Origin of the sequence: Microbacterium sp. 22215, from assembly GCF_052045655.1 — a bacterium.
Taxonomy (GTDB): domain Bacteria; phylum Actinomycetota; class Actinomycetes; order Actinomycetales; family Microbacteriaceae; genus Microbacterium; species Microbacterium phyllosphaerae.
In genome coordinates, this window is the sequence record NZ_JBQEPC010000012.1 from 29,079 (window position 1) to 54,720 (window position 25,642).

The 25,642-nt window shown below is 64.8% G+C and carries 18 protein-coding genes and 1 tRNA gene; 13 read left to right on the top strand and 6 right to left on the bottom strand.

Features of this window, described 5'->3' with window-relative positions; translation table 11 throughout:
* Positions 1–10: 10 nt before the first annotated feature.
* Positions 11–1,405, bottom strand: coding sequence for an ABC transporter substrate-binding protein (locus tag ACTJKH_RS16570; RefSeq protein WP_440737830.1), 1,395 nt, complete (start codon positions 1,403–1,405; stop codon positions 11–13).
* A 78-nt stretch (positions 1,406–1,483) separates the two neighbouring features.
* Between ACTJKH_RS16570 and ACTJKH_RS16575 the strand changes: the two genes are divergently transcribed.
* The 6 genes from ACTJKH_RS16575 (at position 1,484) to ACTJKH_RS16600 (ending at position 11,069) form a co-directional block, all read left to right on the top strand.
* On the top strand, positions 1,484–4,117 hold the full coding sequence (locus tag ACTJKH_RS16575) for a family 43 glycosylhydrolase (RefSeq protein ID WP_440737831.1): 2,634 nt from the start codon (positions 1,484–1,486) through the stop codon (positions 4,115–4,117).
* The gene (locus ACTJKH_RS16580) at positions 4,114–5,046 is read left to right on the top strand and encodes a glycoside hydrolase family 43 protein (protein WP_440737832.1); all 933 of its coding nucleotides are present in this window, start codon (positions 4,114–4,116) and stop codon (positions 5,044–5,046) included. The genes ACTJKH_RS16575 and ACTJKH_RS16580 overlap by 4 nt, the downstream gene beginning before the upstream one ends.
* A complete protein-coding gene (locus ACTJKH_RS16585) occupies positions 5,043–6,014 on the top strand; it encodes a family 43 glycosylhydrolase (RefSeq protein WP_440737833.1) in 972 nt (323 codons plus the stop codon). The genes ACTJKH_RS16580 and ACTJKH_RS16585 overlap by 4 nt, the downstream gene beginning before the upstream one ends.
* Entirely contained in the window at positions 6,007–8,496 is a 2,490-nt protein-coding gene (locus tag ACTJKH_RS16590) for a beta-L-arabinofuranosidase domain-containing protein (protein ID WP_440737834.1), read from the top strand. The genes ACTJKH_RS16585 and ACTJKH_RS16590 overlap by 8 nt, the downstream gene beginning before the upstream one ends.
* A gap of 500 nt (positions 8,497–8,996) precedes the next feature.
* Positions 8,997–10,313, top strand: coding sequence for a hypothetical protein (locus tag ACTJKH_RS16595; protein WP_440737835.1), 1,317 nt, complete (start codon positions 8,997–8,999; stop codon positions 10,311–10,313).
* Positions 10,314–10,628: 315 nt separating this feature from the next.
* Complete coding sequence (locus tag ACTJKH_RS16600; RefSeq protein WP_440737836.1) at positions 10,629–11,069, top strand: hypothetical protein; 441 nt, start codon at positions 10,629–10,631, stop codon at positions 11,067–11,069.
* 350 nt (positions 11,070–11,419) lie between these two features.
* Here ACTJKH_RS16600 and ACTJKH_RS16605 read toward each other — a convergent pair whose 3' ends face one another.
* Both ACTJKH_RS16605 and ACTJKH_RS16610 read right to left on the bottom strand, forming a co-directional pair.
* On the bottom strand, positions 11,420–13,840 hold the full coding sequence (locus ACTJKH_RS16605; RefSeq protein ID WP_440737837.1) for an NB-ARC domain-containing protein: 2,421 nt from the start codon (positions 13,838–13,840) through the stop codon (positions 11,420–11,422).
* 619 nt (positions 13,841–14,459) lie between these two features.
* Positions 14,460–14,532: transfer RNA gene (locus ACTJKH_RS16610), tRNA-Ala, on the bottom strand.
* A 138-nt stretch (positions 14,533–14,670) separates the two neighbouring features.
* Here ACTJKH_RS16610 and ACTJKH_RS16615 point away from each other — a divergent pair.
* The 5 genes from ACTJKH_RS16615 to ACTJKH_RS16635 are packed head-to-tail and all read left to right on the top strand — an operon-like array spanning position 14,671 to position 19,004.
* Positions 14,671–15,735, top strand: coding sequence for an NAD(P)-binding domain-containing protein (locus tag ACTJKH_RS16615; RefSeq protein ID WP_440737838.1), 1,065 nt, complete (start codon positions 14,671–14,673; stop codon positions 15,733–15,735).
* Between the two features lie 60 nt (positions 15,736–15,795).
* The gene (locus tag ACTJKH_RS16620) at positions 15,796–16,587 is read left to right on the top strand and encodes a hypothetical protein (protein ID WP_440737839.1); all 792 of its coding nucleotides are present in this window, start codon (positions 15,796–15,798) and stop codon (positions 16,585–16,587) included.
* Positions 16,584–17,111 (top strand): hypothetical protein, encoded by a 528-nt coding sequence (locus ACTJKH_RS16625; RefSeq protein WP_440737840.1) that lies wholly within the window; start codon positions 16,584–16,586, stop codon positions 17,109–17,111. Before ACTJKH_RS16620 ends, ACTJKH_RS16625 begins: the two co-directional genes overlap by 4 nt.
* A gap of 44 nt (positions 17,112–17,155) precedes the next feature.
* Positions 17,156–17,812 carry an SDR family oxidoreductase gene (locus ACTJKH_RS16630; RefSeq protein WP_440737841.1) on the top strand — a complete coding sequence of 219 codons (657 nt, stop codon included), beginning with the start codon at positions 17,156–17,158 and terminating at the stop codon, positions 17,810–17,812.
* A gap of 4 nt (positions 17,813–17,816) precedes the next feature.
* A complete protein-coding gene (locus ACTJKH_RS16635) occupies positions 17,817–19,004 on the top strand; it encodes a glycoside hydrolase family 3 N-terminal domain-containing protein (protein WP_440737842.1) in 1,188 nt (395 codons plus the stop codon).
* A gap of 4 nt (positions 19,005–19,008) precedes the next feature.
* Here ACTJKH_RS16635 and ACTJKH_RS16640 read toward each other — a convergent pair whose 3' ends face one another.
* The 3 genes from ACTJKH_RS16640 to ACTJKH_RS16650 are packed head-to-tail and all read right to left on the bottom strand — an operon-like array spanning position 19,009 to position 21,587.
* Complete coding sequence (locus tag ACTJKH_RS16640) at positions 19,009–19,884, bottom strand: 3-methyladenine DNA glycosylase (RefSeq protein ID WP_440737843.1); 876 nt, start codon at positions 19,882–19,884, stop codon at positions 19,009–19,011.
* Between the two features lies 1 nt (position 19,885).
* Positions 19,886–20,911: an App1 family protein gene (locus ACTJKH_RS16645; RefSeq protein WP_440737844.1), complete on the bottom strand. Its 1,026-nt coding sequence runs from the start codon at positions 20,909–20,911 to the stop codon at positions 19,886–19,888.
* A gap of 4 nt (positions 20,912–20,915) precedes the next feature.
* On the bottom strand, positions 20,916–21,587 hold the full coding sequence (locus ACTJKH_RS16650; protein WP_440737845.1) for a DedA family protein: 672 nt from the start codon (positions 21,585–21,587) through the stop codon (positions 20,916–20,918).
* Between the two features lie 41 nt (positions 21,588–21,628).
* Between ACTJKH_RS16650 and ACTJKH_RS16655 the strand changes: the two genes are divergently transcribed.
* Together ACTJKH_RS16655 and leuS are read left to right on the top strand one after the other, a co-directional pair.
* Positions 21,629–22,951, top strand: coding sequence for an anthranilate synthase component I family protein (locus ACTJKH_RS16655; protein WP_440737846.1), 1,323 nt, complete (start codon positions 21,629–21,631; stop codon positions 22,949–22,951).
* Between the two features lie 33 nt (positions 22,952–22,984).
* Positions 22,985–25,561 (top strand): leucine--tRNA ligase, encoded by a 2,577-nt coding sequence (gene leuS, locus ACTJKH_RS16660; RefSeq protein ID WP_440737872.1) that lies wholly within the window; start codon positions 22,985–22,987, stop codon positions 25,559–25,561.
* Positions 25,562–25,642 lie beyond the last annotated feature (81 nt).

A 25,642-nucleotide genomic window follows, 5' to 3' on the forward strand; every position in this document is an offset into this window, starting at 1 on the left:
CCCGCTGGCGTCAGCCCTGGACTTCGGCGAGTTTGGCGTCGAGTGCCTCTGCAGCCTCCGCTGCAGAGAGCTCGCCGAGGATCATCCGCTGGACGACGACGTTGAGCTCCGCGTCGAGGGCGTCCTGGTACTGCGGCCAGTTGACGACCGGGAGGTAGATGTCACCCTCCTGGATCTGTCCCAGGATCGGGTCCAGGGCAGGATCGACGACGGGAGTGAAGTCGGCCACGGTGGTGATGGAGCCGGTCGATTCGTTGTAGAGCTTGGCGGCTTCCGGAGTCGTCAGGAACTCGACGAATGCGATGGCCTCGTCTTTGACCTCACTGGCGGCGTTTACCGATACGGCAGGACCGGCAGCGCCGCACAGGTAGCTCGTTCCCGATTCGGTGCCGGGCACTGGCATGAAGCTGATCTCGAAGGGCGTGTTCAGTTCGTTGAACTGTCCCATCGCCCAGGATGCACCACCGATGATCGCGGCGTTCTCGTTAGCGAACTCCTGCTGTGCCTGTTCTCCGGAGATGCCTACGACGTCACGGGTCTCATGGCCTTCCTCGAAGAGGCGAAGCCACTGCTCCCAGGGCTCGGTCCAGTGCTCGGCCCAAGTGGTCTCGCCGGCGAAGACCTGCGCATCGAGGTCGCCGCCGGCTTCAGCGTTCGCGATACCCGAGAGTGCGCAGAGTGAACTAGGAATGCCGGTCGCATTCGCCTCGAGGAACGGAGTCTCCCAACCCGCCGCTTTCAAGTCGTCGATCAGCGTGAGCAGATCGTCCCAGCTCTGCGGATAATCCTCGGGGCCATTCACGCCGACCTCTTTGAGCGCGTCGGCGTTGAACGCGAAGCCGCCGCCCCAGGATGCAACGGAGACTCCGTAGAGTTTGCCCTCGTACGAGCCATACGAGACGTTCGCGGGGGAAAGCGTGTCCGCGAATGGCTGATCCGAGAGATCCTCGACGTAGCCCGCTCCGGTCATCTCGACCTTTGACCCGAGGATGAACACATCGGGCGCGGTGCCTGATAGCAACTGCGGTTGCAGGGTGCTCTGATATTGCGCGACATCCGCGACGTTGGAGATCTCAATCTTGATGTCGGGATTCTCATCCTCGAAGGCATCGATGATGGGCTGCATCATCGCGGCATCGTCCCACGAGAGGAAGCGGACCGTCGTCGATCCGGAATCTTCTGCTGCGGGTCCAGCGCAACCCGCGAGGAGGAGAGCGGACGTTCCTGCAGCAGCGGTCAGGGTGAAAATGCGCCGCGCTCGGGACCGCGCGCGGTTGCTGTGTGAGGTGGAGGGCATCATTGCTTCTTCCTTGTAGGTGCGGGAATCTCGCAAACGACGCTGTATCGTTACAGTTTCTGTTTCATCGGGGACAACCCCGATTAGTTGCGAGATCGACTGGCGCATGTAACGATACAGTTTCGCGGCTGAAACGCAAGTGGCGAACTGACACAATCGATCACCGCTTTCGATGGAGAGAGAATTATGACGACGGCTCCGCCCGACTTCACGTCCCCGTCCCCGGTCCCCGGCTTCTACGCCGACCCCGCGCTGCTCCGGGTGGGAGATCGTTACTGGCTCTATCCGACGACCGACGGAATAGCTGGATGGGGCGCGACGTCGTTCTCGGCCTTTTCGTCTTCAGATCTCGCCACCTGGACTCCGGCGGGGGAGGTGCTTCGTCTCGGGCGCGAAGTCGGTTGGGCCACCGAGAAGGCCTGGGCGCCGGCGATAGCAGAGCGCGACGGGTCATTCTTCCTCTACTACACCGCAGGCGGGAACAGTATCGGAGTGGCCCGTGCCTCCCGTCCTGATGGCCCGTTCCAGGATCTCGGGCGGCCGTTGATCAGCCCTGACGACTATGACGGCGTGGCGATTGACCCGTCCGTCTTCCAGGACGACGACGGCACGTGGTATCTGCTGTGGGGGAACGGAGTCGCTCACATCGCCGCACTCAACGACGACATGATGTCCTTCGCGCGCGACAAAGTGGCCGACTGGGTGCCCACGGGATTTCGAGAAGCGATCACGATTCATCGGCGAGGCGGCGTGTACTACGCAACCTGGTCCGAAAACGACACGAGAGATCCGGAGTATCGGGTGCGCTACGCGACGGGGGCCTCCCCGCACGGGCCGTGGCTGGACCGCGGCGTCCTCATCCAAGCGGAACCGGAACTCGGATACCTAGGGACCGGACATCACTGCGTTCTCGAAGTCTCGGAAGACGAGTGGATCGTGGCATACCACCGGTTCGCGATCGCCGGCGGAAGCGGGCATCAGAGGGAAGTGGTCTTCGATGAGCTCCTACACCACGATGACGGCCGCCTGGAGGTCATCAGGCGTGCCGGCGGATTTCGCCGCGACCTCGACCCGCAATCTTCGACGCGACTGGTCGTGGGGATCGGCGCGGGCGACCTCCCCGCCGCACAGCGATACGCCCTGCACCTGGCGATCAGGAAGGACGGCGACCAGCACCACTTGCGCTCGGGTGGCGGCATCGCATACGCCACGTCCGAACTGGCCGCGGATGGCCGCCAGACGATGCAAACCTTGACGGACCCCGTCGCACTCCGCGTGGCGGATAGTTACGTTATTGCGGCCGTTCCCCGGGACTCCGCGGGACGAGAACTCCTCGACGACGCGCTACTGCTCGCCCGCACACAGGAATGGGACGACATCGTCTTCCAGAGAATCGAGCTCGGCACGCGGGCCGGCGTTCACGATCTCCGCGTCGGCGTCGTGGGCGGCCAACCGACCCTCACCTGGAGGGATGACGCCGGCATTCTCGCCTCACGTTTGCTCACTGACGAAGACGAGTGGACGGTGTCGCCAACGGTCCAGCACGTCACGGACCAGGCCGAGCTCCATGTCCTCGCCAAGGAAGCGCGCCAGCTGATCACTCGACTCGAACCCGTACAGAGTGTGTCAGTACAAGTGGAAGCGCCCGCAAACGCTTCTCGCGACGCCATCCTCGCTTCCGGAGCCCGCATCCACTACAGCGATGGTTCCGCTCGACGTGCAGACGTCACGTGGGACGCTGCGGACCTGGATGCGTTGTCGACGCCCGGGGTGCATCACGTGCGAGGGCGCGTGGATATCCTCGATCTTCCTTTTCCATTCGTGGAAGGGCGCGCGGATCCGGTCCTTTTCTCATACTGTGGTCGGTGGTACCTGATCGCGACGGACGAAGATGATCGCGGCGATGACTACGGACTGCTCATCCGGGAAGCGACCCGGATTCGAGATCTTGCAGAGGCGCCCGACCACAAGATCCTCGGCACGGGCTCAGCCGGGATCGACGGGTGCTTCTGGGCCCCAGAGCTTCACCTTATCGGCGGCCATGTCAGGGTCCTTTTCGCGCCGAGCCTTGGCACCGGCGACTGGCGGAGCGTGCAATGCCACATCATGACCTTGCGCGCGGGAGGCGACCTCACGGTCGCCGCGGACTGGTCGGCGCCCGAACCTGTCCGCAACCGCCACGGCCAGCCGCTGCAGATCTCCGCAGACCTCCCCGGGATCAGTCTGGATATGACGTACTTCGAGGCGGAGGAGCGCTCCTATTACCTATGGTCACAGCGATCTATTGTGGGCGACCTCGCCGGGGACGCCGAGTTGTGGATCGCGGAGGTCGACCCCGCGAAACCTGCCCAACTAAAGAGTGACGCCGCGCGGATCTATTCCGGCAGCTACAGCTGGGAGTTGACAGATACGAACGTCGTCGAAGGTCCGTATGCGCTCATCCGCAATAGTCGCATCCACCTCGCCTATGCCGCTGCTGCAGTAGGGCCGGACTATGCCACCGGCTTTCTTACCGCTGACGTTGGCGAAGACCTCCTAGACCCGGCCTCGTGGGAGCCCCAGCCGTATCCCGCCCTTGATACCCGCTCCGTTCCGGGCGAGTTCGGCCCGGGACACGTGAGTTTCGTGCGGGCAGGCGAAGATACCTTGATCGCTTTCCACGCTCTTTCCGACCGATCGGAAACCCGTCGAGCGACCGGCATCCGCAGGGTTCATTGGCGCGCTGACGGTCGCCCCGATCTCGCTGTCACACCGGAACGCGACCTTGCCCCTCACCTGCGCGACGTCGTCCTCGAGGTCCACGTGGATGGTGAGCAATGACGGCCGGCGCCTATCTGATGGCGTATTTCACGAGTGAAGCGTTCGACGATGGTGAACAGGTGCGACTCGCGGTGTCGGATCTCGACGATCCAACACGGTGGACACCTCTACGAGGTGGGCAGCCCGTACTGACATCGACGGTCGGCGAGCGAGGAGTGCGCGATCCGTTCCTCATCCGTCATCCGCACTCCGGCCGAATCTTCATCATTGCGACTGACCTGCGCGTCGCAGCGGACGGAGATTGGGACCGGGCGGTGCGGGAGGGCTCGCGCAACGTCGTTGTCTGGTGGACTGATGACCTCCGCGCGTGGGATGGGCCTCATCTCGTCTCCGTGTCGCCGAAAGACGCCGGCAATACCTGGGCACCGAAGGCGGTGTGGTCAGCCGAGCGCAACGCATTCCTCGTGATCTGGGCGTCCGCGCGTTATCCCGAAGGCCGCTCCATTCCCAGTCATCAGCGCCTGCTTGCCGCGGCGACGGAGGACTTCATCTCGTTCGGTCCGGCGTTCACGTACCTCGATCCTGGGCATGACGTGATCGACGCGGCCTTCCTCGAACACGACGGGGTTTGGTACCGGTTCTCCGCGAACGCACACGGACAAGACAAAAATGCCGGCATCGGACACCACATTTTCATCGAGAAGGGCACCGCGCTGGAAGACCCCTCCTACCGATCGTTGCGCGTGGATGTCGGCAAGCCTGAGCTCGCCCGCGGAGAAGGGCCAGCTGTGTTCGCCGATCGGAGCGGAGGGTTCTTTCTGCTAATCGACGAGTTCGCTTTGCGTGGCTATCAGCTGTTCCAGACCTCAGATCTCACGACGGGCGAATGGGAACACATTCCACACGCCCAGCTTCCGACGGGCGCAAGGCACGGCTCCGTGCTCGCCATCGGCACGGCGGAACGCAAAACCCTCTTGGAGACTCCATGACCAACTATGCCCCCCGACCCCTGTTCCGCGATCCCATCTACGACGGCGCCGCTGACCCCACTCTCATCTGGAACCCGCATGAGAACGCGTGGTGGATGGTTTACACAGCCCGGCGCGCAAACCTTGCGCTTGCCGACGACGTTGCCTGGATCCACGGCACCGCCCTGGGGATCGCATCCACCGTCGACGGCGGCGAATCGTGGCTGTACCGCGGCACGCTCAACGGTCTCGACACGGAACCAGGCACCCACACGTACTGGGCTCCAGAGATCATCCAACACGGCGAGACGTTCCATATGTTCGTCAGCGTGATTGACGGCATTCCCTCCACTTGGATCGGCCATGCACGTACCATCCGCCACTACGTCAGTGAGAACCTGTGGGACTGGTCATTCGTCCAAACACTCGAACTGTCCAGCAACCTCGTCATTGATGCCTGCGTCTTTCCCCTCGCACACGGCGGATGGCGTCTCTGGTACAAGGATGAGGCCGACGACTGCCACACCTGGAGCACCGACAGCAGCGATCTCTACTCCTGGGATCGTCCTCGGCAGGCGGTCACCGAAACGCCTCACGAGGGCCCCAACGTCTTCGCGCTCCAGGGTGCGTACTGGATGGTCGTTGACGAATGGCGTGGCCTCGCAGTCTACCGTTCTGCTGACCTCGACACCTGGCAACGCCAGGGCATGATCCTGGAAGCGCCTGGTACAGGCCCCGACGACGGTGCCATCGGCCAGCACCCTGATGTCGTCGTGCGCGATGATGACGCGCTGATCTTCTACTTCACGCACCCGGACGGAGGCCGACGTACGACGCTGCACGTCGCCCGCCTTCAGGTCGTCGACGGGACGTTGGTCTGCGACCGCGACAGCGCCGTTCCCACGCCATCGCTGCCTGTCGACGGCCCAAAGGGCTCGGGATACTCGCTGGTAGAGCGCTCGATCCGGGGCTCCTCGCTGAATGTCTAGACTGCCGTTCGCGAGAAAGTCGACTCTCGAGGTTCGCTCGCTGCAATCGCCGCTTCTCGACGCGCGTTCGAGGTGGAACGCGCTTGCACCCGGATCCGTCCAGCTCGGCGACCCGAAGCTTCGCTCATTATCGAACCGGAATTTCGATTACCTCCTGTCACTCGACCCCCAGAGGTTTCTGCATGCCTGGTTTGTTCACGCGGGAATTCCGTGTCAATCGGGAGCCGGCTATGGCGGTTGGGAACGCGACCAAGGTTTACGTTTCACTGGGCACTTCTTCGGGCACTACTTGAGCGCAATGGCACAATCCGCGACCTTGGCCAGGGATCGATCGCGGGACCGAGCCGTCGCTGCTCTGAGAGTCGCCATCGATGGCTTGGCTCGGGTACAGAGCGAACTCGCCCGCCGAGACCCTGGTAATGCGGGGTACGTTGCGCCCTTCCCCGTTTCCTATCTCCCTGCCGGGGAGGACGGTCTCCTCGTCCCCTTTTACAACCTTCACAAGGTTCTCGCGGGCCTTCTCGACGTGTACCGCCACGTTTCAGGCGCACTTGGCGATCGAGCGCTTCTCATCGCCGCCGCGTTCGGACGATGGTTGGGGGACTGGGCAGACCGTTACGACGATGACGTGCAGCTTCAGCAGACCGAGTACGGCGGAATGAACGAAGCGCTGTACAACCTGTTCGAGGTCACCCGCGACCCCGCCCACCTGCGCGCGGCGGAGCATTTCGATGAAATTGATCTGTTCCGTCGGCTCGCCAGCGGCGAGGATGTGTTGGCGGGCAAGCACGCAAACACGACCATCCCGAAAGTCATCGGCGCTATCACGCGCTATCGGGTGCTCGCCGGGATGAATGTCGGCGGTGATGCGCCGCTGCCGGCCGATGTTTATCGACGTGCAGCGGAAAATTTCTTTGCCATCGTTCTTCGCGACCACACTTACGCGAACGGTGGCAACAGCATCGCAGAACACTTTCACCCGCCGGGCACTCTGATGAACCAGGCAACGAATGGCATCACGTGGGGCTACGGTGAGAACTCCACTGCTGAAGGCTGCAACGTCTACAACATGCGAAAGCTTGCGCAAGCCCTCTTCGCGCTGACGGGGGACGTCGGGTACGCAGATTACGATGAGTGGGCTCTCCGCAATTCGGTCGTCGCTTCGGCCAACTTCGATACTGCAATGGTTACGTACTTTCAACCCATGACCGCGGGATACGCTAAGGTCTTCGGTGCGCCGCAGGGTGAATTCTGGTGCGACCAGGGCACCGGGATCGAATCCCTCTCAGCACTAGGCGCATCCTCTGCATACTCCAGCCTCGGGCATCTCGCAGTCACGCAGTACTGGACGTCGAAAATCGTCGATCTCCAGAACGATGTTGTCCTGGAGGTGACCGCGGACCTTCCTGGGGACGACCACGTACAGATCCGGGTGAGCTGTGGTCCTTCGGTCCCTACCGTCCGTCTGCACTTACGCATTCCCGCTTGGGCATCGGGGGAGCCGACGCTGACTCGGCATGGGCGCGTCGTGCATCGCGTTCGCCAGGGCGGTTTCATCGAGCTTACCGTCTCGGACGGTGACGAGATTCGTCTTCAGCTGCCGAGCTCCATTACCGCAATCACACACGCCGAGGACCCCGACTGGGCTGCCTTCGCGTATGGCCCCGTGCTCCTCGCGGCTCCTATCAACCGAGTGCGCGTTGGCGATTCGTACGAGGCAGGAGTGCTCGTTCGGATGAGTACGGCGGATACTTCCTCGCCCCGCGTGATTCAGGTGAAAAGTCCCACTCGTTGGCTTGAAGACATCGCCTCGCATGTGCCGGCGATTCCTGGCTGCCGTCTGCGGTTTCAGTTGCGAGACCTTAACAGAAATGGCGACGAACTGATTCTCGAGCCGTACGAGTGGCTGGATGACGCTCGCTACGCCATCTACTTCGCTGTCCAAGAAAGTGAAGCTGAGGACTGCTCCGATCCTTCTCGACGTAGGGCTGAAGGGCAGGCGCTGATCGACCGAGTCACCGCTTTCGACGACAGCAACGCAGAAGCTGGCAAGGCGTTCGAACGCAGTAAGTCGGCTACCGGATACCAGGCGAGTCGACGATATCGAGCGGCCGGACCGGGCGTCGGAGCTTGGTTCGCCTACACGCTTGCGGTGGCTCCCACAAACTCTCTCTCGATCTTGCAGCTCGATCTCTGCGGCGGCACCGACGCGGGAGCTTTTCGGATCCTGGTCGATGGAGAACTTCTCGGAGTCGAGGACATGGGGGCCCACTCGGAAGGCTGGTACACCCGGCACATCTCGATTCCTCAGGGGGCGATCGATCGCGCGAGAGTCAGCGTGGATTCACGCGGAAGCGAGCTCCGAGACGGGAGAGGCGAGCCGATTCGGTGTGTCCGCGTTCGTCTAGAGAATAACGGGGAGCGTCAAGCGCGACTGTTTGGCATCTCCGTGCTGCAGAGAGCCAAGGAAGATGAGAGATAGACGCGGCGCAGCAGCCGGCGGGACGCGGGCTCGCGGGTCGCGGCTCCCGCTAGGGCGGGTGACTGCTTGGTAGTTGAGAGTGAGTTGTATCAGCGGTGTGTCTCGAGAGTAACTGCGCCGCGGGCGTCCGCCCGGCCTGCTCTCGGAAAAGCACGAGAGCTCAGGAACTGTCCCTTTGCCCGAAGTGAGCAGGTCGCGCGCGTACATCGTGATCCAGTGCTGGCGGGGTAGGAGGGGAAAGACAGAATGCCGGTGAGACGGCAGAGAGGGGTTCTTCTCGCAAGAGACGAGAAGTAGCGCACGAGTCCTAGCCGCTGAAGCGCGACTCGAGCTCAGCAGGCCACGCCGTGGAGGGACGTGCTCGGCCTCGACGGTCGATCCTCCTCGGACCCCGGGCGTCTTGGAAAGCGTAATAGGATGGAGTTCCAGGACGCTTGTATCTGGAGAAGATTCTGCAGCTCAGTTTCGATCTGCCGACTATTCCCACCGAGACCCTTCGCATGCAAGTCTTCGAGCGCCTCGACCTGGTTCTCGAGGGCGTGGATGACCTCCGATTCACGAGCGGGCTGTGGCTAGACGTATTTGTCGAGATCATCGAACCGCTCCTGGGGAGTCTGCGCGATGTCACACGACTCGCTCTATCCGCTCGGCCGGCATTGCGCGCCCTGGGAGGTCAGATCGAGACGGTGGACCTTCTCGCCCTTGAGGCGCTGCGAGTCTTCCGGCCGGAGATCTTCATGGCCCTCCATGACGCTCGCGTCACGCTCACGGAGCCGCAGAGTTACTACGACCGCAGCGACAAGGCTCAGAGCCAGGCAGCCATCGACCAACTGCTGAAGACTGCAGGGCCGGACGCCGAGATTGCGCGCGCAGCTATTCGGCGACTGTTCCCGGCCGCTCGAACATATATAGAGAACAACCGTTACGGTCCAGATTGGGTGAACTCCTGGAAACGAGAGCACCGAGTCGCGTACCTCGGGTACCTCGACTTGTACTTCGGGCGTACCGCTCCGACGGACCTGGTCGCATTTCAGCAATCGGAGCTAGCATTCGCCCGGATGAGCGATCCCAGCGCCTTCGAGGAGTACCTCAGGTCGTTGCCTGTCGACAGCCTGGAGCCGGTAATCACGGGGCTCGAAACATATCAGGGCGAGTACCCAGCTCAGTCCGTAGTGCCAGCCACCTCGACGCTGTTGAATCTCATTGCGGACATCCCAGAACGACGAAATCGCGGAATGTTCGATCTGATGAGGCCGGACATCGTGGTCACCCGCGTGGTCATCCGCTTACTCAAGCAGTTCCCCGATGAAGAGGCACGTGATGCAGCTGTCCGCGAGATCATCGCGAACGTGCACTCCTACTCGTCCCAGGAGGTCCTGATCCGAAGCGTCGGGCGCGTGGAAGATCCGAACAACGCATTGATCTCCGCGGAGTGCACTGCTGAACTTGACGACGCGTTCCTCCACCGAGTCCTTGAGACCCCGTCGGCTAATCCCGACCGGGAGTGGAACCTGTTCCGCGTGTATTGGTTGGTCGCGGAGCGTCAGCAGGAGGCCTACGTCGCACCGACGTTGATAACTCCAACGGAAGTCCGGGCCCTTCTCCAATCCGCATCATCCGTCGCGCGATCCCAGAGCGACGGCACCCGCCATGTTCGAGAAGAAGTGCGACTCGCATGGGACGGACTGGTCCGAGTCTCCGGCGGGGAAGGGAAGCTGATGGAGGCTGTTCAACGACTTCGCCGCGCTGACGGTGAGACCGCACTTGTTGTTCTCGCCGAGAAATATGCTGCAGGGTGGCGCCCCGAGGAGTTCTGACTCCAAAGATGAGTCTGGCCAACGCCGTCATCGTCTCGACTCGTCTCGTCTCGTCTCGTCCATCGGGACTAGATCTGGCGGGCTGCGCTTCCCGTTTAGTCGCGATGCCCGTTGGTGATGAGGCGCAGGTCGCGCCGGACCACCGCCGACGAGCTGGAAGTTCAGGGGCGAATCGCACGTCTCGCTTGTCCTCACGCTTTCGGCACGACCTGTCGTTGGAGCGGAACGTTTTCTCTGTTGAGCGGCGCGCATAGCGCTAGTCCGGATGCGATACGCATCCCAACTCCAAGACGCACTCTAACGAAAGACTCTGATATGACGAACCACGTTCCCGGCTTTACCGACAGCATCAAGGACGGCGTGTACTGGACGATGAAGTCGCCCAACCTCTACATCGGGAGCAACGGCGACACCTTGCTCGTCTTCTCAGTCGGCGACGACAACTTCGACGATGAAGGCCCTCGAGTCCTCGCGCACGCGCGGCGCCTGTCTCAGCGTGGCGGCATCACGGTCGCCGTCCAGCTTCCTTCGGAATACCAGCTGCAGAGCTCTTTGGAGGTCTTCTCGGAGGGGCGGGTCTTGAAGAAGGTCGAAAGGACGCATGATGCGGACCTGGACTTCCGAATCGAGCTCTGGAGCACCGGAGAGGCAGACCCGTGGCGCGAGTGGGAGGAGGGCAGTGACCCCTTCGCGTCGCCGCAGACGGCGCGCTCGTGCCGCTGCGCATGCTCTGTTCACACGGAAGTCGAGTTCTAGCACTCGTTACTGATGGCCGCGGCGCGTTAGATTATGCGTCGCGGCTATCGGAGGACTGGGCCACTCGATCTCTCGGCGGGCGCTGGCGTCAGGTACTCGGAGGATCGTCGTGAAACATCCATTCAAGGCGGGTGCGGTTCAGTTGACCCGCGTGGAACGAATGCATAGCGAGAGCCGTTCGTCGCAGATCGGATAATTTGCGAGTCACGTCGACCGCGGGACCTGCCGCGATTCGACTTTGCTGCGGGATGGAGGCGCCTCCGCGCCACAGCCGTTTCTCATAGTGACGTCGGGCGCACATCCATTCGTTGGAATCTGCGGAGGCGCGGATAGACCTTCATTCGCGTCCGCTATCGCTTCGCGGGCTGGCTACTCGCTACGAGGTCGCCTCGCGCGTGCTCAAGGCTTCGCTGCGTTTCGCTCCCGAGGATGTCTCGGAAGGTTGCTCTGTCAAACGCGTCGCGCAGGAGGCGACGTTTGTTGGAATCGATTAGGCCGCGGTGCTTCAAGACGAACGCCCCGGTCTGCCTCAAGGCTGCGGAATGCCGCGCAAGCGCATGATCGGGGACTCGGTGCAGTGAACGCACGGCGTGGAGGACACACTCCGCCGTCACGTTGCAGAGGCGACCGTCGCGAGGATACTTCTCTAATAGGGCGCGTCCCTGATGAAACCCGGTCAGCGATTTGGTGAGCGCGGGTTCCGCTTCATGATCTCGAAGGTGTGTGTCCGCCCATCGGCCCCAGCTGTCGACTAGCGCAGTGGTGATTGCGATCGCCTGGCGGTGACTGGCTCCATCCAGAGCCATCTCGAGTTCCTCTTGGCCCCCGGCGTAGTCTCCGTTCCAGTACAGGATCCTCCCATGAAGAAAGTGCGTGTCGGAGCACGGCTCGAAGCTAGACGCTTTCTCCGCGTGCGGTAGAGCTCCGGGAGTATCACGAAGGTTCCGCGCGAGGACGTCGGCCATCTCGTAATGCGCCCTGGCCCGCGACGCGTCGTCCTGAGCGTAGGAAAGAGCTGACTGGAGCTGAGACACGGCAGCTTCGTATTGGGTTTGCTCGGCGAGCAACCTCGCCCACACTCGATACACCTCGGAGAACTCCGGATTGAAGCTAAGCGCGCGCTTGACTTGAACCTCTGCTTTTGCGTAATTGCCGGTTCGGCTCAGGTTCTCAGCGGACTGCAACAGGAAGACCGCGGGGTTGTCGTTCGAATCGCGTGGCGTCACTTGCGGATATCGTCGATTCTTGCCACCAGCATCGAGCGCAGCGCGGTATTCGCGCTCTCGTTTTTGAACCGTCGACAGGAAGCTCGTATTGACCGACGGTTTCTGCAGGAACATGCGGGCCGTAGCGGTGAGCGCAAGGCGCCCGGCGATGGCGCCAGCAGCGTCAGCTTCCACCAGTACTAGCGATCCTCGTGTTAGTTCCTGCGTAGCTCGGCGCAAAGCATCGACAGACATCTCGGTGAGAACAGCAAACTCGTCGAAGGAGATCGCGCGATCCAGTGTCCGGAGGATGTCGAGGACCGCTCGGGAGTCCGTAGTCAAGGTATCGACCACGTTCTTGACGCAGAACTCCAACAGTTCGCTTTGATCGCGAAGAGTTTCCAGCGGTATACGGCCAGCTTCGCTGGCTAGGACAAACCAGCGAATAGCGAGAGGGCTGTACCGGAGCACTTTCACGGTGTTCTTAGCAGCTACTGGGCTAAGCGACGCGAGCGTGCGTTGGTCCCGCGCGGACGCGAACTTCCGTAGCAAGAGCTCGGACTCCGTCTCGTTAAGGGGCAGCACTGGCACAGTACGCTCTAGCTGTCCGATGCCCCACCTGCTGGTGAAGAGGTAGGTGACCGATTGGGGAAGAGCGTCGTACATCTGCACGATCTCCTCGCCGTGCGCGGACTCCAGATTGTCGATGATGATAAGGGTCTCGATGCCATCTAGCGCGTCTGACAACTCTTGCAACGAGCCACCGAAGTCGGAATCTAGCCCACGCCCGAGTTCGCGGATCGTGCTGTCCACGCCGCGGATAGCTCCCCGGAGCTCTTCGACTCCGTATGCAGTCAACTTCTCGGTTTTGAGTGAAACCCAAAGGATGGCTTCATAGGGGTTGTCATCGCTGTCGAGAAGTTCATACGCGACATCGAGAGCAAGCGCAGTCTTTCCGATTCCACCTTCACCGATCAACGTTGTGACAGGGTTGCGCCGACGCCTCAGAGTGTCTATGAGCTTGACCCGAAGATCCTTCCGACCAATGAAGCTCGTCTCGTCGTAGTCCACCTCGGGGAGGTTGTGCAAAGTTCTCTCGTTGGGCGCTGACTGCTTCTCAAACAGTGGCTCCCACGCGGGATCGACCTCGAGGTGCTTCAGGACGCCTTTGGTGTCAGGCCAGTGACGAGAACGAAGTCCGGTGAGCAGGTCTACTGCAGTCGTCGGATCTGTGTCGGCCAGTGGTCGTCCGTGCATAACGCGGTGTCGAATAGGGGTGAGCTTCGGCAGTAGCGGCAGGTTGTCACGGAACTCGACCATGAGCTCGTGAGGGAGCAGGTCCTTATGCCGAGCCAATACATCGATGCCAGTCTGAAGGTCAAGGAAATGTACTGAGGCGTTCGACTCCGCATCGCCGAGTGATTCTCGGCGCCCCTCAATCTGGGCGAGTTCACCCGCTGTGTAGATCTGGTTCTCATCGAGGTGATCGAGAAGATATCGTTCGATGCTCGCGCGCAGGTCGGCTTCGAAAGCATCGATCAGTACGTAAAGTCGCGCGCGACTCATTCGGAGCTCGTTCAATGTCCCCCCCCAGGTGTGTTGCTGCACAGCATATCGGGGGCGCGTCGTCCCTCGGCGTATCTCGATGCTTCGCTCTCTGGCGGGGGACCTGGGCGTCCTGGGGTGTTTCCTCAGGACGCATCAACGGCGTGAGCGGTGAGGAGGTGCTCCATCGATAACTGTCGCATGGGACTCTTGACAAGTCGTTTCTGAGTGGCGACTCGGCTGGCTCGCGCACCCCCTCAATCCGTGGAAGAGATGCGCGGAGTCGGCATCGATGATGCTGTCCTGTGCGCCATTGTCCGGTTGTTGTTCACCGTGCGGGTGCCCGCAGACGGTTGCGTTTCTCGTGTAGACACGTTCGCCCTCGGGTCCGTCCATCAGGGAGAGTGCGGGCAGCAGTCAGTCGAACGTGCCGTCGCGTACGGGCAGGTTGTGGCGTCGCACATTTGAAGTGTGTGCAGAACCGCGAACACTCCCGGCGAGTCCTGCGGTATCCCTCAAGGTCCCGACGGTACGGCGTGGGCAGAGAATCAGGGCAGAACCCCTTGCGATTGCCCGCATTCTCGAATTGGCGAGCCCCGCAAGACACAAGAAAACCCGCGATCTCTCGCGGGTTTCGTTGTGGACCTGAGGGGACTCGAACCCCTGACCCCCTGCATGCCATGCAGGTGCGCTACCAGCTGCGCCACAGGCCCAGAACTGCTTCCTCACTGCTCGAAGCAACTTGAACAGAGTACTACACGGACCGCGGGCAACACCAATCGGGGCCGGGCTCTCGGGCGCGTCGCCGCGCGCTCAGGAACAACCGCTGGTCCGATGGCGTTGAGATCACCGTGAGCATCCTGGACAGCGTCGTGATCGGCGCGGGTCAAGCAGGTCTGTCGGCCTCGTACCATCTGACCCGCCTCGGCATCTCCCACGTCGTGCTCGACTCCGATGCCGAGCCCGGGGGAGCATGGCGGCACCGGTGGGATGCGCTCACGATGCGTGATGTGCACGGGGTGGCCGAGCTTCCGGACGACGCGCCTCCTCCGCGCGACGGGCAACGAGCCAATATGGCCGTTCCGGCATACTTCGCGGCCTACGAGAAGGCGCACAGACTCCCGGTCGTCCGCCCTGTGCGGGTCGATCGAGTGGAGGACGATGACGGCATCCTCGTGGTGCACGCGGGAGACCGCCAGTGGCGGGCACACACCCTCGTGAACGCGACCGGCACCTGGACGCATCCGTTTCTCCCGTACTACCCGGGGATGGAGACGTTCATCGGCGAGCAGCTGCACACGGTCGACTACCCGGGGCCGGAGCACTTCATCGGCAAGAGGGTGCTCGTCGTCGGTGGGGGCGCCTCGGCCGTGCAGTTCCTCGGAGCGCTCGCTCCGCTCACGGACACCCTCTGGGCGACCCGCACAGAGCCTGTGTGGCGGAACGACGACTTCACCCCGGAAGCCGGTGCCGCGGCGGTCGCTCTCGTCGAGCAGCGGGTGGCGCAGGGTCTTCCTCCGCAGAGCGTCGTGAGCGTGACGGGGCTGATGCTGCGTCCGCAGGAGCGCGAGGCCGAGCGTCTGGGGGCCTACGCCGCACGGCGCCCCATGTTCGCGCGCATCGAGCCCGACGGCGTGCGCTGGGCTGACGGGTCTTTCGAACGGGTCGACGTGATCCTGTGGGCGACCGGATTCCGCCCCGCGATCGCCCATCTCGCGCCGCTGCACCTGCGCAGCGCGGCGGGCGGCATCCAGCTCGACCGCAACGGCCGCGGAACGACCGCGGTGCAGGATCCTCGCATCCAGCTCGTCGGCTACGGTCCCTCGGCGAGCACGATCGGTGCCAACCGGGCGGGACGATCGGCGGCGAAGGGTGTGCAGCGGGCGCTGGCCGGTGCGTCCGCTCGCGCCCAGTGATCTGATGTATTCCGGACCCCGGTCCTCAGCCTGGCGATGCACCCTCGCTACGCTGAGGGCATGATCCGCATCGTCGTCCTGGTCATCTGGTTGCTGCTGTCGGCGTGGCTCGTCATCTGGACCGGCGAGGGGCTGTTCGGCATCAATCAGCGCGAGTCGATCCTGCCGTTCTCCGGGGAGGACACCCTGGGCGGGCCGATCTTCATCGGGGTCGCTTGGGGACTGATCCTGACTTTCGGCGGCACGATGTCGGGCCTCGGTCGCCGCAGGAGGGTCCGAGGTGAATCGCAGATCGGCGTGGGCCGCATCGTCGAGATCTCCCGCACAGGCCTCTCGGTCAACGACGTGCCCCAGTACGACCTGTTCGTCCGGGTCACACCGAAAGCAGGGGAGGACTTCATCGGGCAGCTGCGGATGCTGGTCGACCCCAGCGACCTCGCCTCGCTGCAGATCGGGCACCCGATCCCCGTGAAGTACAGCCTCGCGGATCAGGACACGGTCGAACTCGCAGACATCGCCGACCCGACGGTTCGCGACGCGGTGCTGCAGTGGCGGATCGATCGGGGACTGGTCGATCCTCGACTCGTGAAGGCTCGCACGACGGGCACCCAGGTGCCTGCATCGGTGCTGGCGGTGCGGCCGACCGGGCGTCGCCTGGAGGGCCAGAGCGAGCTCGAGCTGAAGGTGCTCATGGCTCCAGAGGGTGCGTCGACATGGGAGACCGACACGACGGTGTTCGCCTACCCCGAGGCGATCTCGCGGTTCCAGGTCGGCGCGCCGATCTGGGCCTTCTACCGCCGGGAGGATCCTCAGACCGTGGCCGTGACGATCGAGAAGGAGGCCGGCCGGTGAATGTCCTCGACACCCTGATCTGGCTGATCAATTTCCCCGCCTCCCACGGATACGCGATGGTGTTCATCGCGGGCTTCTCGATCCTCGGTCTGTTCGCGATGTCGATGCCGGGTGCAGCTCCTGGAGTCTCCCTACGACGCGTCCGCGAACGCGAAGGGCTGCTGCACGGCGACGTCGCCACGCCCGGTCGGACAGCGGACGCCATCCGACGCATCGTGTTCCGCATCCTCGCCGTCCTGATGGTGGCGAACCTCGTGATCGGCATCCTCAGCCTCATCGGCGTCCCGGTCACGCGCGCGTACATCTCCGAGCACGGTGAGCCGACGACCGGCACCGTCGACGGCGACTGGGTGACGTTCACAACGTCGAGCGGCGTCGAGTACACGGTCGAGAGCAACTTCTTCACGCCTGCCGTGTACCCCGATCGTGACGCCTATCTGCCGTACGGCGAGCCGGTCGTCGTCCGCTACCTCCCTGATCACCCGCAGGCCTTCGTGATCGACAGCTCGCCGGGCCCTCGCTGACCCGATCCCGAGCCGGCGTCGGTAGAGGCGCGTAGGGTGAAGACATGTCGCGAATCATCGTCTTCGGCGGCCACGGCCGCATCGCTCTGCTCCTCGCTCCTGTGCTCGTCGCCCGCGGTGATGAGGTCACGTCGGTCATCCGCAACCCGGATCACGTCGCGGAGGTCGAGAAGACCGGGGCCCGCGCACTTGTCTCAGATGTCGAGACCCTCGGCACGGCCGAGCTCGCGGAGATCATCCGCGGGCACGACGCCGTGGTGTGGTCTGCGGGGGCCGGTGGCGGATCCGCGGAGCGCACCTATGCGGTCGATCGCGACGCCGCGATCCGCACGATGGATGCTGCGGCGGACGCGGGCACGAAACGCTACGTGATGGTGTCGTGGATCGGATCGAAAGCCGATCACGGCGTGCCGGAGGATGCCGACTTCTTCCCCTACGCGGACGCGAAGTGGGCGGCCGACGAGCACCTTCGAGGTACCGAGCTCGACGGAACAATTCTCGGCCCGGGAACCCTCACCTTCGACGAGCCGACCGGCCGCATCGTCCTCGATCCTGAGGGCAAGGGCGAGGTCTCGCGCGCCGATGTCGCCGCGGTGATCGCAGAGACCCTCGGCGTCCCTTCGACCTTCGGCCGCACGATCCGGTTCGGAAACGGCACGGACGACACCGCTGTGCCGATCGTCGACGCCCTCAGCGCCTGAGGCCGTGTTCCGGCGTCGTGCCTGGGCGGTCGCAGCGGCCGTGGTCGTGGGGCTGTCGGCACTGAACGTCTCCGCGACGGCATCGGCTCACCAGACGGAGGGCGCGCCTGCGACGAGCGCGGCCACAGACCCGCCAGGACCCCATGCTCGTGCCGAGGCACTGGTGGCGGAGATGACGACAGCCGAACAGGCGGCGAGCATCGTGATGGGGCACATCCCGACGACCGACACCACGGCCCTGAGTGCGTACATGGCGCAGGGGCTCGGCGGCTTCATCCTGATGGGGGCGAACATCCCGGCGACCGATGGCGAACTCGTGGCACTCACCACGGCGCTGACGGTCGACCCGGAGCTTCCCCCACTGATCGCGATCGATCAGGAGGGCGGCATCGTCTCGCGCCTGCCGGGTGATGATTACGCGTCCTCGACGACGCTGAAGACGCTGCCTGTGGCCGACACCTCGGCGGCGTTCTCCGCCAGGGCGGCGCTCGTCGCGAAGATGGGCATCGGCGTCGACTTCGGCACGGTCGCCGATGTGACGGCCGACCCCGCGTCCTTCATCTACGGCAGGGCCCTGGGCACCGATCCGACGTCATCGGCGGATCGGGTCGAGGCCGCCACGATCGCGCAGGAGCAGGTCGTCGCGTCGACGCTCAAGCACTTTCCGGGGCATGGTGCCGCCCCCGGTGACTCGCACCACGCGATCCCGACGACAGGCGAGACGCTCGAGGAGTGGCGGGCGAGCGATGCGGTGCCGTTCGTCGCCGGCATCGATGCGGGAGCCTCGCTGCTGATGTTCGGTCATCTGGCCTACACAGCGGTCGACTCCGCGCCGGCATCGCTCTCGGCCCGCTGGCACGAGATCGCCCGCGAGGACCTGGGATTCGACGGAGTGATCGTCACTGACGACCTCGGGATGCTGCAGTCCTCGGGGCTTCCGGAGTACTCCGACCCGGTGGTGAATGCCGTCAGCGCGGTCGTCGCCGGGAGCGACCTCGTGCTCATGATCGCCGGGTCGACTGCGGACACCGCGTCAGAGATCGTCGCAGGGATCACCGCGGCCGTCGACGCAGGCACGCTCCCCGCCGAGCGACTCGCCGACGCCGCGACGAGGGTCCTGTCCCTGCGTCTGCAGTCCACCACGTCGAGCGCCCAGTGGTCGCTGTGTGCGGAGTGCGAACCGGCCGGCTGACGTCTCAGGCGCTGAGGGCCACGGAGCGTGCGGACCCGAGCCACGCCTGCAGCAGTTCGCCGCGAAGACGGGTGCCGCGGTCGGCGAAGACGCGCTGCTGACGCACGTACTCGGCTTTGCCCTCAGCCGTCTCGATCGGCACCGGGATGACGTCCCAGGCGGAGAGGTCATAGGGCGCTGCCTGCATGTCGAGCAGTCGGATGTCGCGGGCGAGCTCGAACGCGTCGAGCAGCAGTTCGCCGGGCACGAGGGGGCCGAGCTTCAACGCCCACTTGTACAGGTCCATGCCGGCGTGCAGGCAGCCGGGCTGCTCGAACAGGGACTGCTCGTCGCGTGTCAGCTCGGTGCGGTTGCGCGGCACCGCCTCCGGGGTGAAGAAGCGGAAGGCGTCGAAGTGCGTGCAGCGGAGGTCATGGTTCTCGACCACCGCATCCGTCCCGGCCTGTCCGAGGCGGAGGGGGACGGGATGCCGGTGCTCGTCGGCGTGGTAGACCATGGCCCACTCGTGCAGACCGAAGCATCCGAACTGTCCAGGACGTGAGGCGGTGCGACGCAGCATCCGTTCGATGAGCGCAGCGAGCTCCGATTTCTCACCCGCGAACGTCGCGGCGTCGGGGACGGCGCTGTGCTCGCTCGACCCGGGTGAGTACCAGCGCCAGCTCAGCCGCTCGGGGGCTTCTTCGAGCTCCACGCCCGCACCGGGGTGCCACCGACGCAGCTGGGCAGGCTTGTAGCTGTAGTAGGTGAAGAGGAAGTCCCAGACGGGGTGCTTCTCGCGTCGGGACGCCCTCTCACGGTGTGCGGAGGTGAGGGCATCCGCTCGCTCCTGGTGCGCGCGCTCGCGCTCCAGCCAGACGCGCCGGGACAGGGATGCGGTCATGTCAGCGGAGGATGCCGGCTTCGCCGAGGAGATCGCGCAGGCCCGCGCCGTCTTCGGCGCTCACCCAGGGGGCGACGTCTTCGGAGTGCGGCTCGTGACCCGCGCGTCCACCGGCGAGCACAGCCTCTGCGGGCAGAAGGCGACGGATCGCGACACCGGCCACCGAGCCGGGGTGCTCGTCCATGAACTCCGAGTAGATCGATTCGTCGTGCTGGCCGTCGTCTCCGATGAGCAGCCACTTGACGTGCGGGAACTCCGTCGCCAGGCGACGCAGGTTGGTGAGCTTGTGCTCGCGTCCGCTGCGGAACCAGCGGTCGTGCGTGGGACCCCAGTCGGTGAGGAGCATGGAACCCGCGGGGAACAGATGGCGGCCGAGGAAGCGTCGAAGTGTCGGCGCGACGTTCCAGGCGCCCGTTGACAGGTAGATCATCGGCGCACCGGGGTGCTCACGCAGTACCTGGTCGAGAAGCACGGCCATGCCGGGGACGGGGATGCGTGCATGCTCGTCGACGACGAAGGAGTTCCAGGCCGCGATGAACGGCCGGGGAAGAGCCGTCACCATGACCGTGTCGTCGACGTCGGAGACGACGCCGAAATGAGTCGACTCGGCGACGATGAACGCCGTGGCCTCGACCGGGGGCTGTCCTTCGACGGAGAACGTGAACGTCTGCCACCCCGGTTCGAGCTCCACGTGCACGACGGAATCGATCACACCGCCGCGGTCGGCGACGACATGGTGCACCGAATCGCCGATCTGCACGGCGACCTTCGCGAAGCTCACGGGGATCCCGACGAAGCTCCGCCAGCCGCGCACACTCGCCGGCTCTCCGTCCTTCGTGCTGCGCTGGGGAGGAACGATCAGCACTCGCCCGACGACGCGCACCCATCCGGGCCCGCCGTAGCCGGGGAACGGGAGGATGGTCGCGGTGCGACCGCGACGGCGCGCTCGTCCCTCACGCCACACGTGGAGGCGGTGTTCGAGACGCGCGAACCAGTGGATCCGGGGCGCCGGGGGTGACGAAGCCATTGCTTCAGTCTTTCACGTCGGTCGAGTCCTTCGCGTCGGAGATGTCGAGGTGACGAGCCTCGAGCCGCGAGATGACCTTCTTGATGACGAAGACCGCGATCAGGAACAGCGCGATGATGCCGACGAAGAGGTACCCCGCGTAGTGCACCTTGTCGGCGAGCTCGTCGAAGCTGCCGGCGGCGAGTGATGTGATGCTCACGTAGGCGGTGGCCCAGAGCAGACAGGCGGGAGCCGTCCACGCGAGGAAGCGGCGGTAGGAGTAGTGGCTCATCCCGACCGTGAGGGGGACCAGCGAGTGCAGCACGGGGAGGAAGCGCGAGAGGAAGATGGCGATACCGCCCCGGCGGGCGAGATACCGTTCCGCACGCACCCAGTTCTCTTCGCCGACTCGACGCCCGACCCAGGACGCGCGGATGTGGGGGCCGATCCAGCGGCCCAGCCAGAAGCCGATGCTCTCGCCGATCAGCGCACCCACCACGACGGCGATGACCATCGCCACCGCCTGCGGCACGCTCGTGATGCCGATCGACGCGACGAGGACGATCGTGTCACCCGGGAACACCAGGCCGATCAGGACGCTGGTCTCCAGCATCACCGCGAGCCCGGCCACGAGAGTCCGAGCGACCGGGTCGATCGACCGCATGAAGTCGATCAGCCACGGCACCAAGTCGTCCACCCCTTGAGAATACGGGAGCCACCGCCGCCTAGGCTGAGAACGTGCCCGAACGCCTGAGCACCCGCGTCCTGGAGGACGGGGTGAACCCTGCAGCGCTCTTCCTCGCGCTCGAGCGCGTGGAACCCGACGTCTTCTGGCTCGACGCCGGTGCGTCCGCGGCCGAGGGCTGGAGCTTCATCGGCACGGGAGAGCCCGCCGCGTTCCCCGCGCACGTCAGGCTGGATGCATCGGTGGTGCGGGTCGACCCCACAGGGCCTCCGCTGCGGGATGGCTGGGTGGGGTGGTACGACTACGAGACGGGTGCCCGCGCCGCAGGTGCCCCGGTGTCCGAGTCGGAAGAGCCGGGCGGTGGGGCATGGCTGCGCACCACCCGCTTCGCCGCCGTAGATCACACGACGGGGCGAGTCTGGGTGGCGGCGTCGGAGGCCGACATGGACGCGTGGGCTGTCTTCGTGGCGGACAGGGGATCCGCCGACGTCGGCGAAGCGCCCGCGCTCGCCGCAGAGCCGCGCCGTGCCGTGGCCCGCCACACGCCCGACGACTACGAGGCCCTCATCGAACGGTGTCGTGACCTGATCAGAGCGGGGATCGCGTACCAGCTGTGTCTGACCACCCGCTTCACCGTTCCGGGGGAGCACGATCCCGTGTCGGTCTACCGTCGGCTGCGGTCCGCCACCCCCGCCCATCACGGTGGCTTCGTACGGATCGGTGGCCGTTCCCTCCTCAGCGCGAGCCCGGAGCAGTTCCTCCACGCCGAAGGCGGAGTCATCCGCACCCGTCCCATCAAGGGAACGCGTCCGCGCAGCCAGGACCCGGTGCAGGATGCCGCGCTCGCCGCAGAGCTCGCGACCGACGTCAAGGAACGCGCCGAGAACGTCATGATCGTCGACCTCATGCGCAACGACCTGTCGCAGGTGTGCGAACCGGGGTCGATCCGCGTCGACGCCCTGTGGGCGGTCGAGAGCTATCCGGCGGTGCACCAGCTCGTCAGCACGGTGAGCGGTGACGCCGCCGCCGGCGCCACTGCCGGCGCGCTCTTCGAGGCATCCTTCCCCGCCGGGAGTATGACCGGCGCCCCCAAGCTGTCGGCGATGACGCGGCTGCACGAGCTGGAGGGTGGGCCCCGTGGGGTCTATGCCGGATGCTTCGGATACATCGGCGATGACGGCTCGCTCGACCTGGCGATGGTCATCCGCAGCATCGTCATCGACGACGAGCGCGCAGTGGTCGGAGCGGGTGGGGGCATCACGTGGCGCTCCGTCGCGGCATCCGAGGTCGCCGAGGTCGCGACCAAAGCCCGGGCGCCCCTTGCAGCGCTCGGTGCGGAAATGCCTGCGGCCTGGGCTTCCGATATCCTGAACTGATCCCCTTTTCCCTTCAGATTGGTCGTGCGTTCGTTGTCTGAGAACCTGTCCACCTCTCCCGTCGACGAGGAGACCTCCTCGGCGCACGCTATCCAGGCCAAGTGGCAGAAGTACTGGGCGGAGAACGAGACGTTCCTCACCGGCGGCGACGACGACACGCGGCCCCGCCGCTACGTGCTGGCGATGTTCCCGTACCCCTCGGGTGACCTGCACATGGGGCACGCCGAGAACTACCTCTATTCCGACATCGTGGCTCGCTTCTGGCGTCACCGAGGGCACAACGTGCTCAACCCGATCGGCTGGGACTCGTTCGGTCTGCCGGCCGAGAACGCGGCCATCCGCCAGGGGGCCGACCCGCGTGAGTGGACCTACCAGAACATCGCCCAGCAGAAGCAGGCGTTCCAGAACTACGGCGTCTCGTTCGACTGGTCGCGCGTGCTGCACACGTCCGACCCGGAGTACTACCGCTGGAACCAGTGGCTGTTCCTGAAGCTGCATGAGCGCGGCCTGGCGTATCGCAAGAAGAGCGCTGTCAACTGGTGCCCGAACGACCAGACGGTGCTCGCGAACGAGCAGGTCGTCGACGGACGCTGCGATCGCTGCGGCGCCGAGGTCGTGAAGAAGAAGCTGACCCAGTGGTACTTCAAGATCACGGATTACGCCGACCGACTGCTCGACGATCTGAACCAGCTCGAGGGCTTCTGGCCGCACAAGGTGCTGCAGATGCAGCGCAACTGGATCGGCCGTTCGATCGGCGCCGACGTCGACTTCCGGATCGAGGGTCGCGACGAGCCGGTCACCGTGTTCTCGACCCGTCCGGACACGCTGCACGGCGCGACGTTCTTCGTCGTCGCCCCCGACTCCGACCTGGCGAGCGAGCTCGCCGCGGATGCTCCCGCTGAGGTGCGCGAGCGCTTCGCGAAGTACCTGGGCGACGTGCAGAAGACGACCGACGTCGACCGTCAGGCGACCGATCGCCCGAAGACCGGTGTCTTCCTGGAGCGCTACGCGATCAACCCCGTCAACGGCGAGAAGCTGCCGGTGTGGGCTGCGGACTACGTGCTGGCGGACTACGGTCACGGTGCGGTCATGGCCGTGCCCGCGCACGACCAGCGCGACCTCGACTTCGCCCGTGCCTTTGATCTGCCCGTCAAGGTCGTCGTCGACACGACGGCGCCGGTCACCGGCGCGATGCCGGTCATCGAGGTCGATGACGAGGGCGTGCCGATCGACACGGGTGCCGCTCTCGACGAGCAGAACCCCGCATCCACCGGCATCGCTCTCACGGGTGAGGGCCGGATGATCAACTCCGGACCCCTGAACGGTCTGTCCAAGCGCAACGCGATCGCCCGTGCGATCGAGCAGCTCGAAGCGTCGGGAACGGGTCGCGCGGCGAAGAACTATCGCCTCCGCGACTGGCTGATCTCGCGCCAGCGCTTCTGGGGCACGCCCATCCCGATGCTGCACGCCGAGGACGGCCGGATCATCCCGGTGCCCGAGGATCAGCTGCCGGTGAAGCTGCCCAGCGTCGAGGGACTCGACCTGAAGCCCAAGGGCTCGTCGCCCCTCGGCGCGGCCGAGAGCTGGGTGCGCACGGTCGACGCCGCGAGCGGCGACCCCGTCCTGCGCGACCCCGACACCATGGACACCTTCGTGGACAGCTCGTGGTATTTCCTGCGCTTCCTGTCGCCGAACAGCGACACGGTGGCGTTCGATCCGGCTCAGGCAGCCCGCTGGTCGCCGGTCGACTCGTACATCGGTGGGGTCGAGCACGCGATCCTGCACCTGCTCTACGCGCGCTTCATCACCAAGGTCCTCTTCGACATGGGCCTGATCGACTTCACGGAGCCGTTCTCGAACCTGATCAACCAGGGCATGGTGCTGCTCGACGGCGCGAAGATGTCGAAGAGCAAGGGAAACCTCGTGCTCTTCGAAGAGGAGCTCGACGCGTACGGCGCCGACGCGCTGCGCGTGGGCCTCGCCTTCGCCGGCCCTGTGGAAGATGACAAGGACTGGGCGGACGTCTCGACGACCGGTGCCCAGAAGTTCCTCGCCCGAGCCCTCCGCATCGCGAACGAGGTCTCCTCGCCCGTCGATGTGGTCTTCGCCGGCGGTGACGCCGCGCTGCGCCGCGCCACTCACAAGCTGCTCGCCGATGCGCCCGCGCTGGTCGAGCAGACGAAGTTCAACGTGCTCGTCGCCCGTCTGATGGAGCTGGTGAACGTCACCCGCAAGACCATCGACGGTGCGGCAGGCGCAGCGGACCCGGCGGTCCGTGAGGCCGCTGAGACGATCGCCGTGATGCTCGACCTGATCGCACCGCACACCGCGGAGGAGATCTGGGAGATCCTCGGACACGAGCCCTCCGTCGGCCTCGTCACCTGGCGCTCGGCGGACCCGGCACTCCTCGTCGAGGACACGGTGACGGCCGTCGTGCAGGTGGGCGGCAAGGTCCGCGCCCAGCTCGAGGTGCCCGCGCGCATCGGTGAGGCCGAGCTCGAGGCGCTGGCACGCGCCGACGAGCGCGTCATCCGCTCGATCGGCGACCGCGAGATCATCAAGGTGGTCGTGCGCGCCCCCAAGATCGTCAGCATCGTCGTCAAGGGCTGACCGCCCGCGTCGTCGACGAACGACGCACCGGCTCTGCACATCCGGCCGCCCNCCGGGCGGCCGGACGCATGAGGGGCATGT

Bases quoted from the DNA above. Each gene is read 5' to 3' on its own strand.
- ACTJKH_RS16570 (WP_440737830.1), bottom strand. From the start codon at position 1,405: ATGCGCCAGTCGATCTCGCAACTAATCGGGGTTGTCCCCGATGAAACA.
- ACTJKH_RS16575 (WP_440737831.1), top strand. From the start codon at position 1,484: ATGACGACGGCTCCGCCCGACTTCACGTCCCCGTCCCCGGTCCCCGGC.
- ACTJKH_RS16580 (WP_440737832.1), top strand. From the start codon at position 4,114: ATGACGGCCGGCGCCTATCTGATGGCGTATTTCACGAGTGAAGCGTTC.
- ACTJKH_RS16585 (WP_440737833.1), top strand. From the start codon at position 5,043: ATGACCAACTATGCCCCCCGACCCCTGTTCCGCGATCCCATCTACGAC.
- ACTJKH_RS16590 (WP_440737834.1), top strand. From the start codon at position 6,007: ATGTCTAGACTGCCGTTCGCGAGAAAGTCGACTCTCGAGGTTCGCTCG.
- ACTJKH_RS16595 (WP_440737835.1), top strand. From the start codon at position 8,997: ATGCAAGTCTTCGAGCGCCTCGACCTGGTTCTCGAGGGCGTGGATGAC.
- ACTJKH_RS16600 (WP_440737836.1), top strand. From the start codon at position 10,629: ATGACGAACCACGTTCCCGGCTTTACCGACAGCATCAAGGACGGCGTG.
- ACTJKH_RS16605 (WP_440737837.1), bottom strand. From the start codon at position 13,840: ATGAGTCGCGCGCGACTTTACGTACTGATCGATGCTTTCGAAGCCGAC.
- ACTJKH_RS16620 (WP_440737839.1), top strand. From the start codon at position 15,796: ATGATCCGCATCGTCGTCCTGGTCATCTGGTTGCTGCTGTCGGCGTGG.
- ACTJKH_RS16630 (WP_440737841.1), top strand. From the start codon at position 17,156: ATGTCGCGAATCATCGTCTTCGGCGGCCACGGCCGCATCGCTCTGCTC.
- ACTJKH_RS16640 (WP_440737843.1), bottom strand. From the start codon at position 19,884: ATGACCGCATCCCTGTCCCGGCGCGTCTGGCTGGAGCGCGAGCGCGCG.
- ACTJKH_RS16645 (WP_440737844.1), bottom strand. From the start codon at position 20,911: ATGGCTTCGTCACCCCCGGCGCCCCGGATCCACTGGTTCGCGCGTCTC.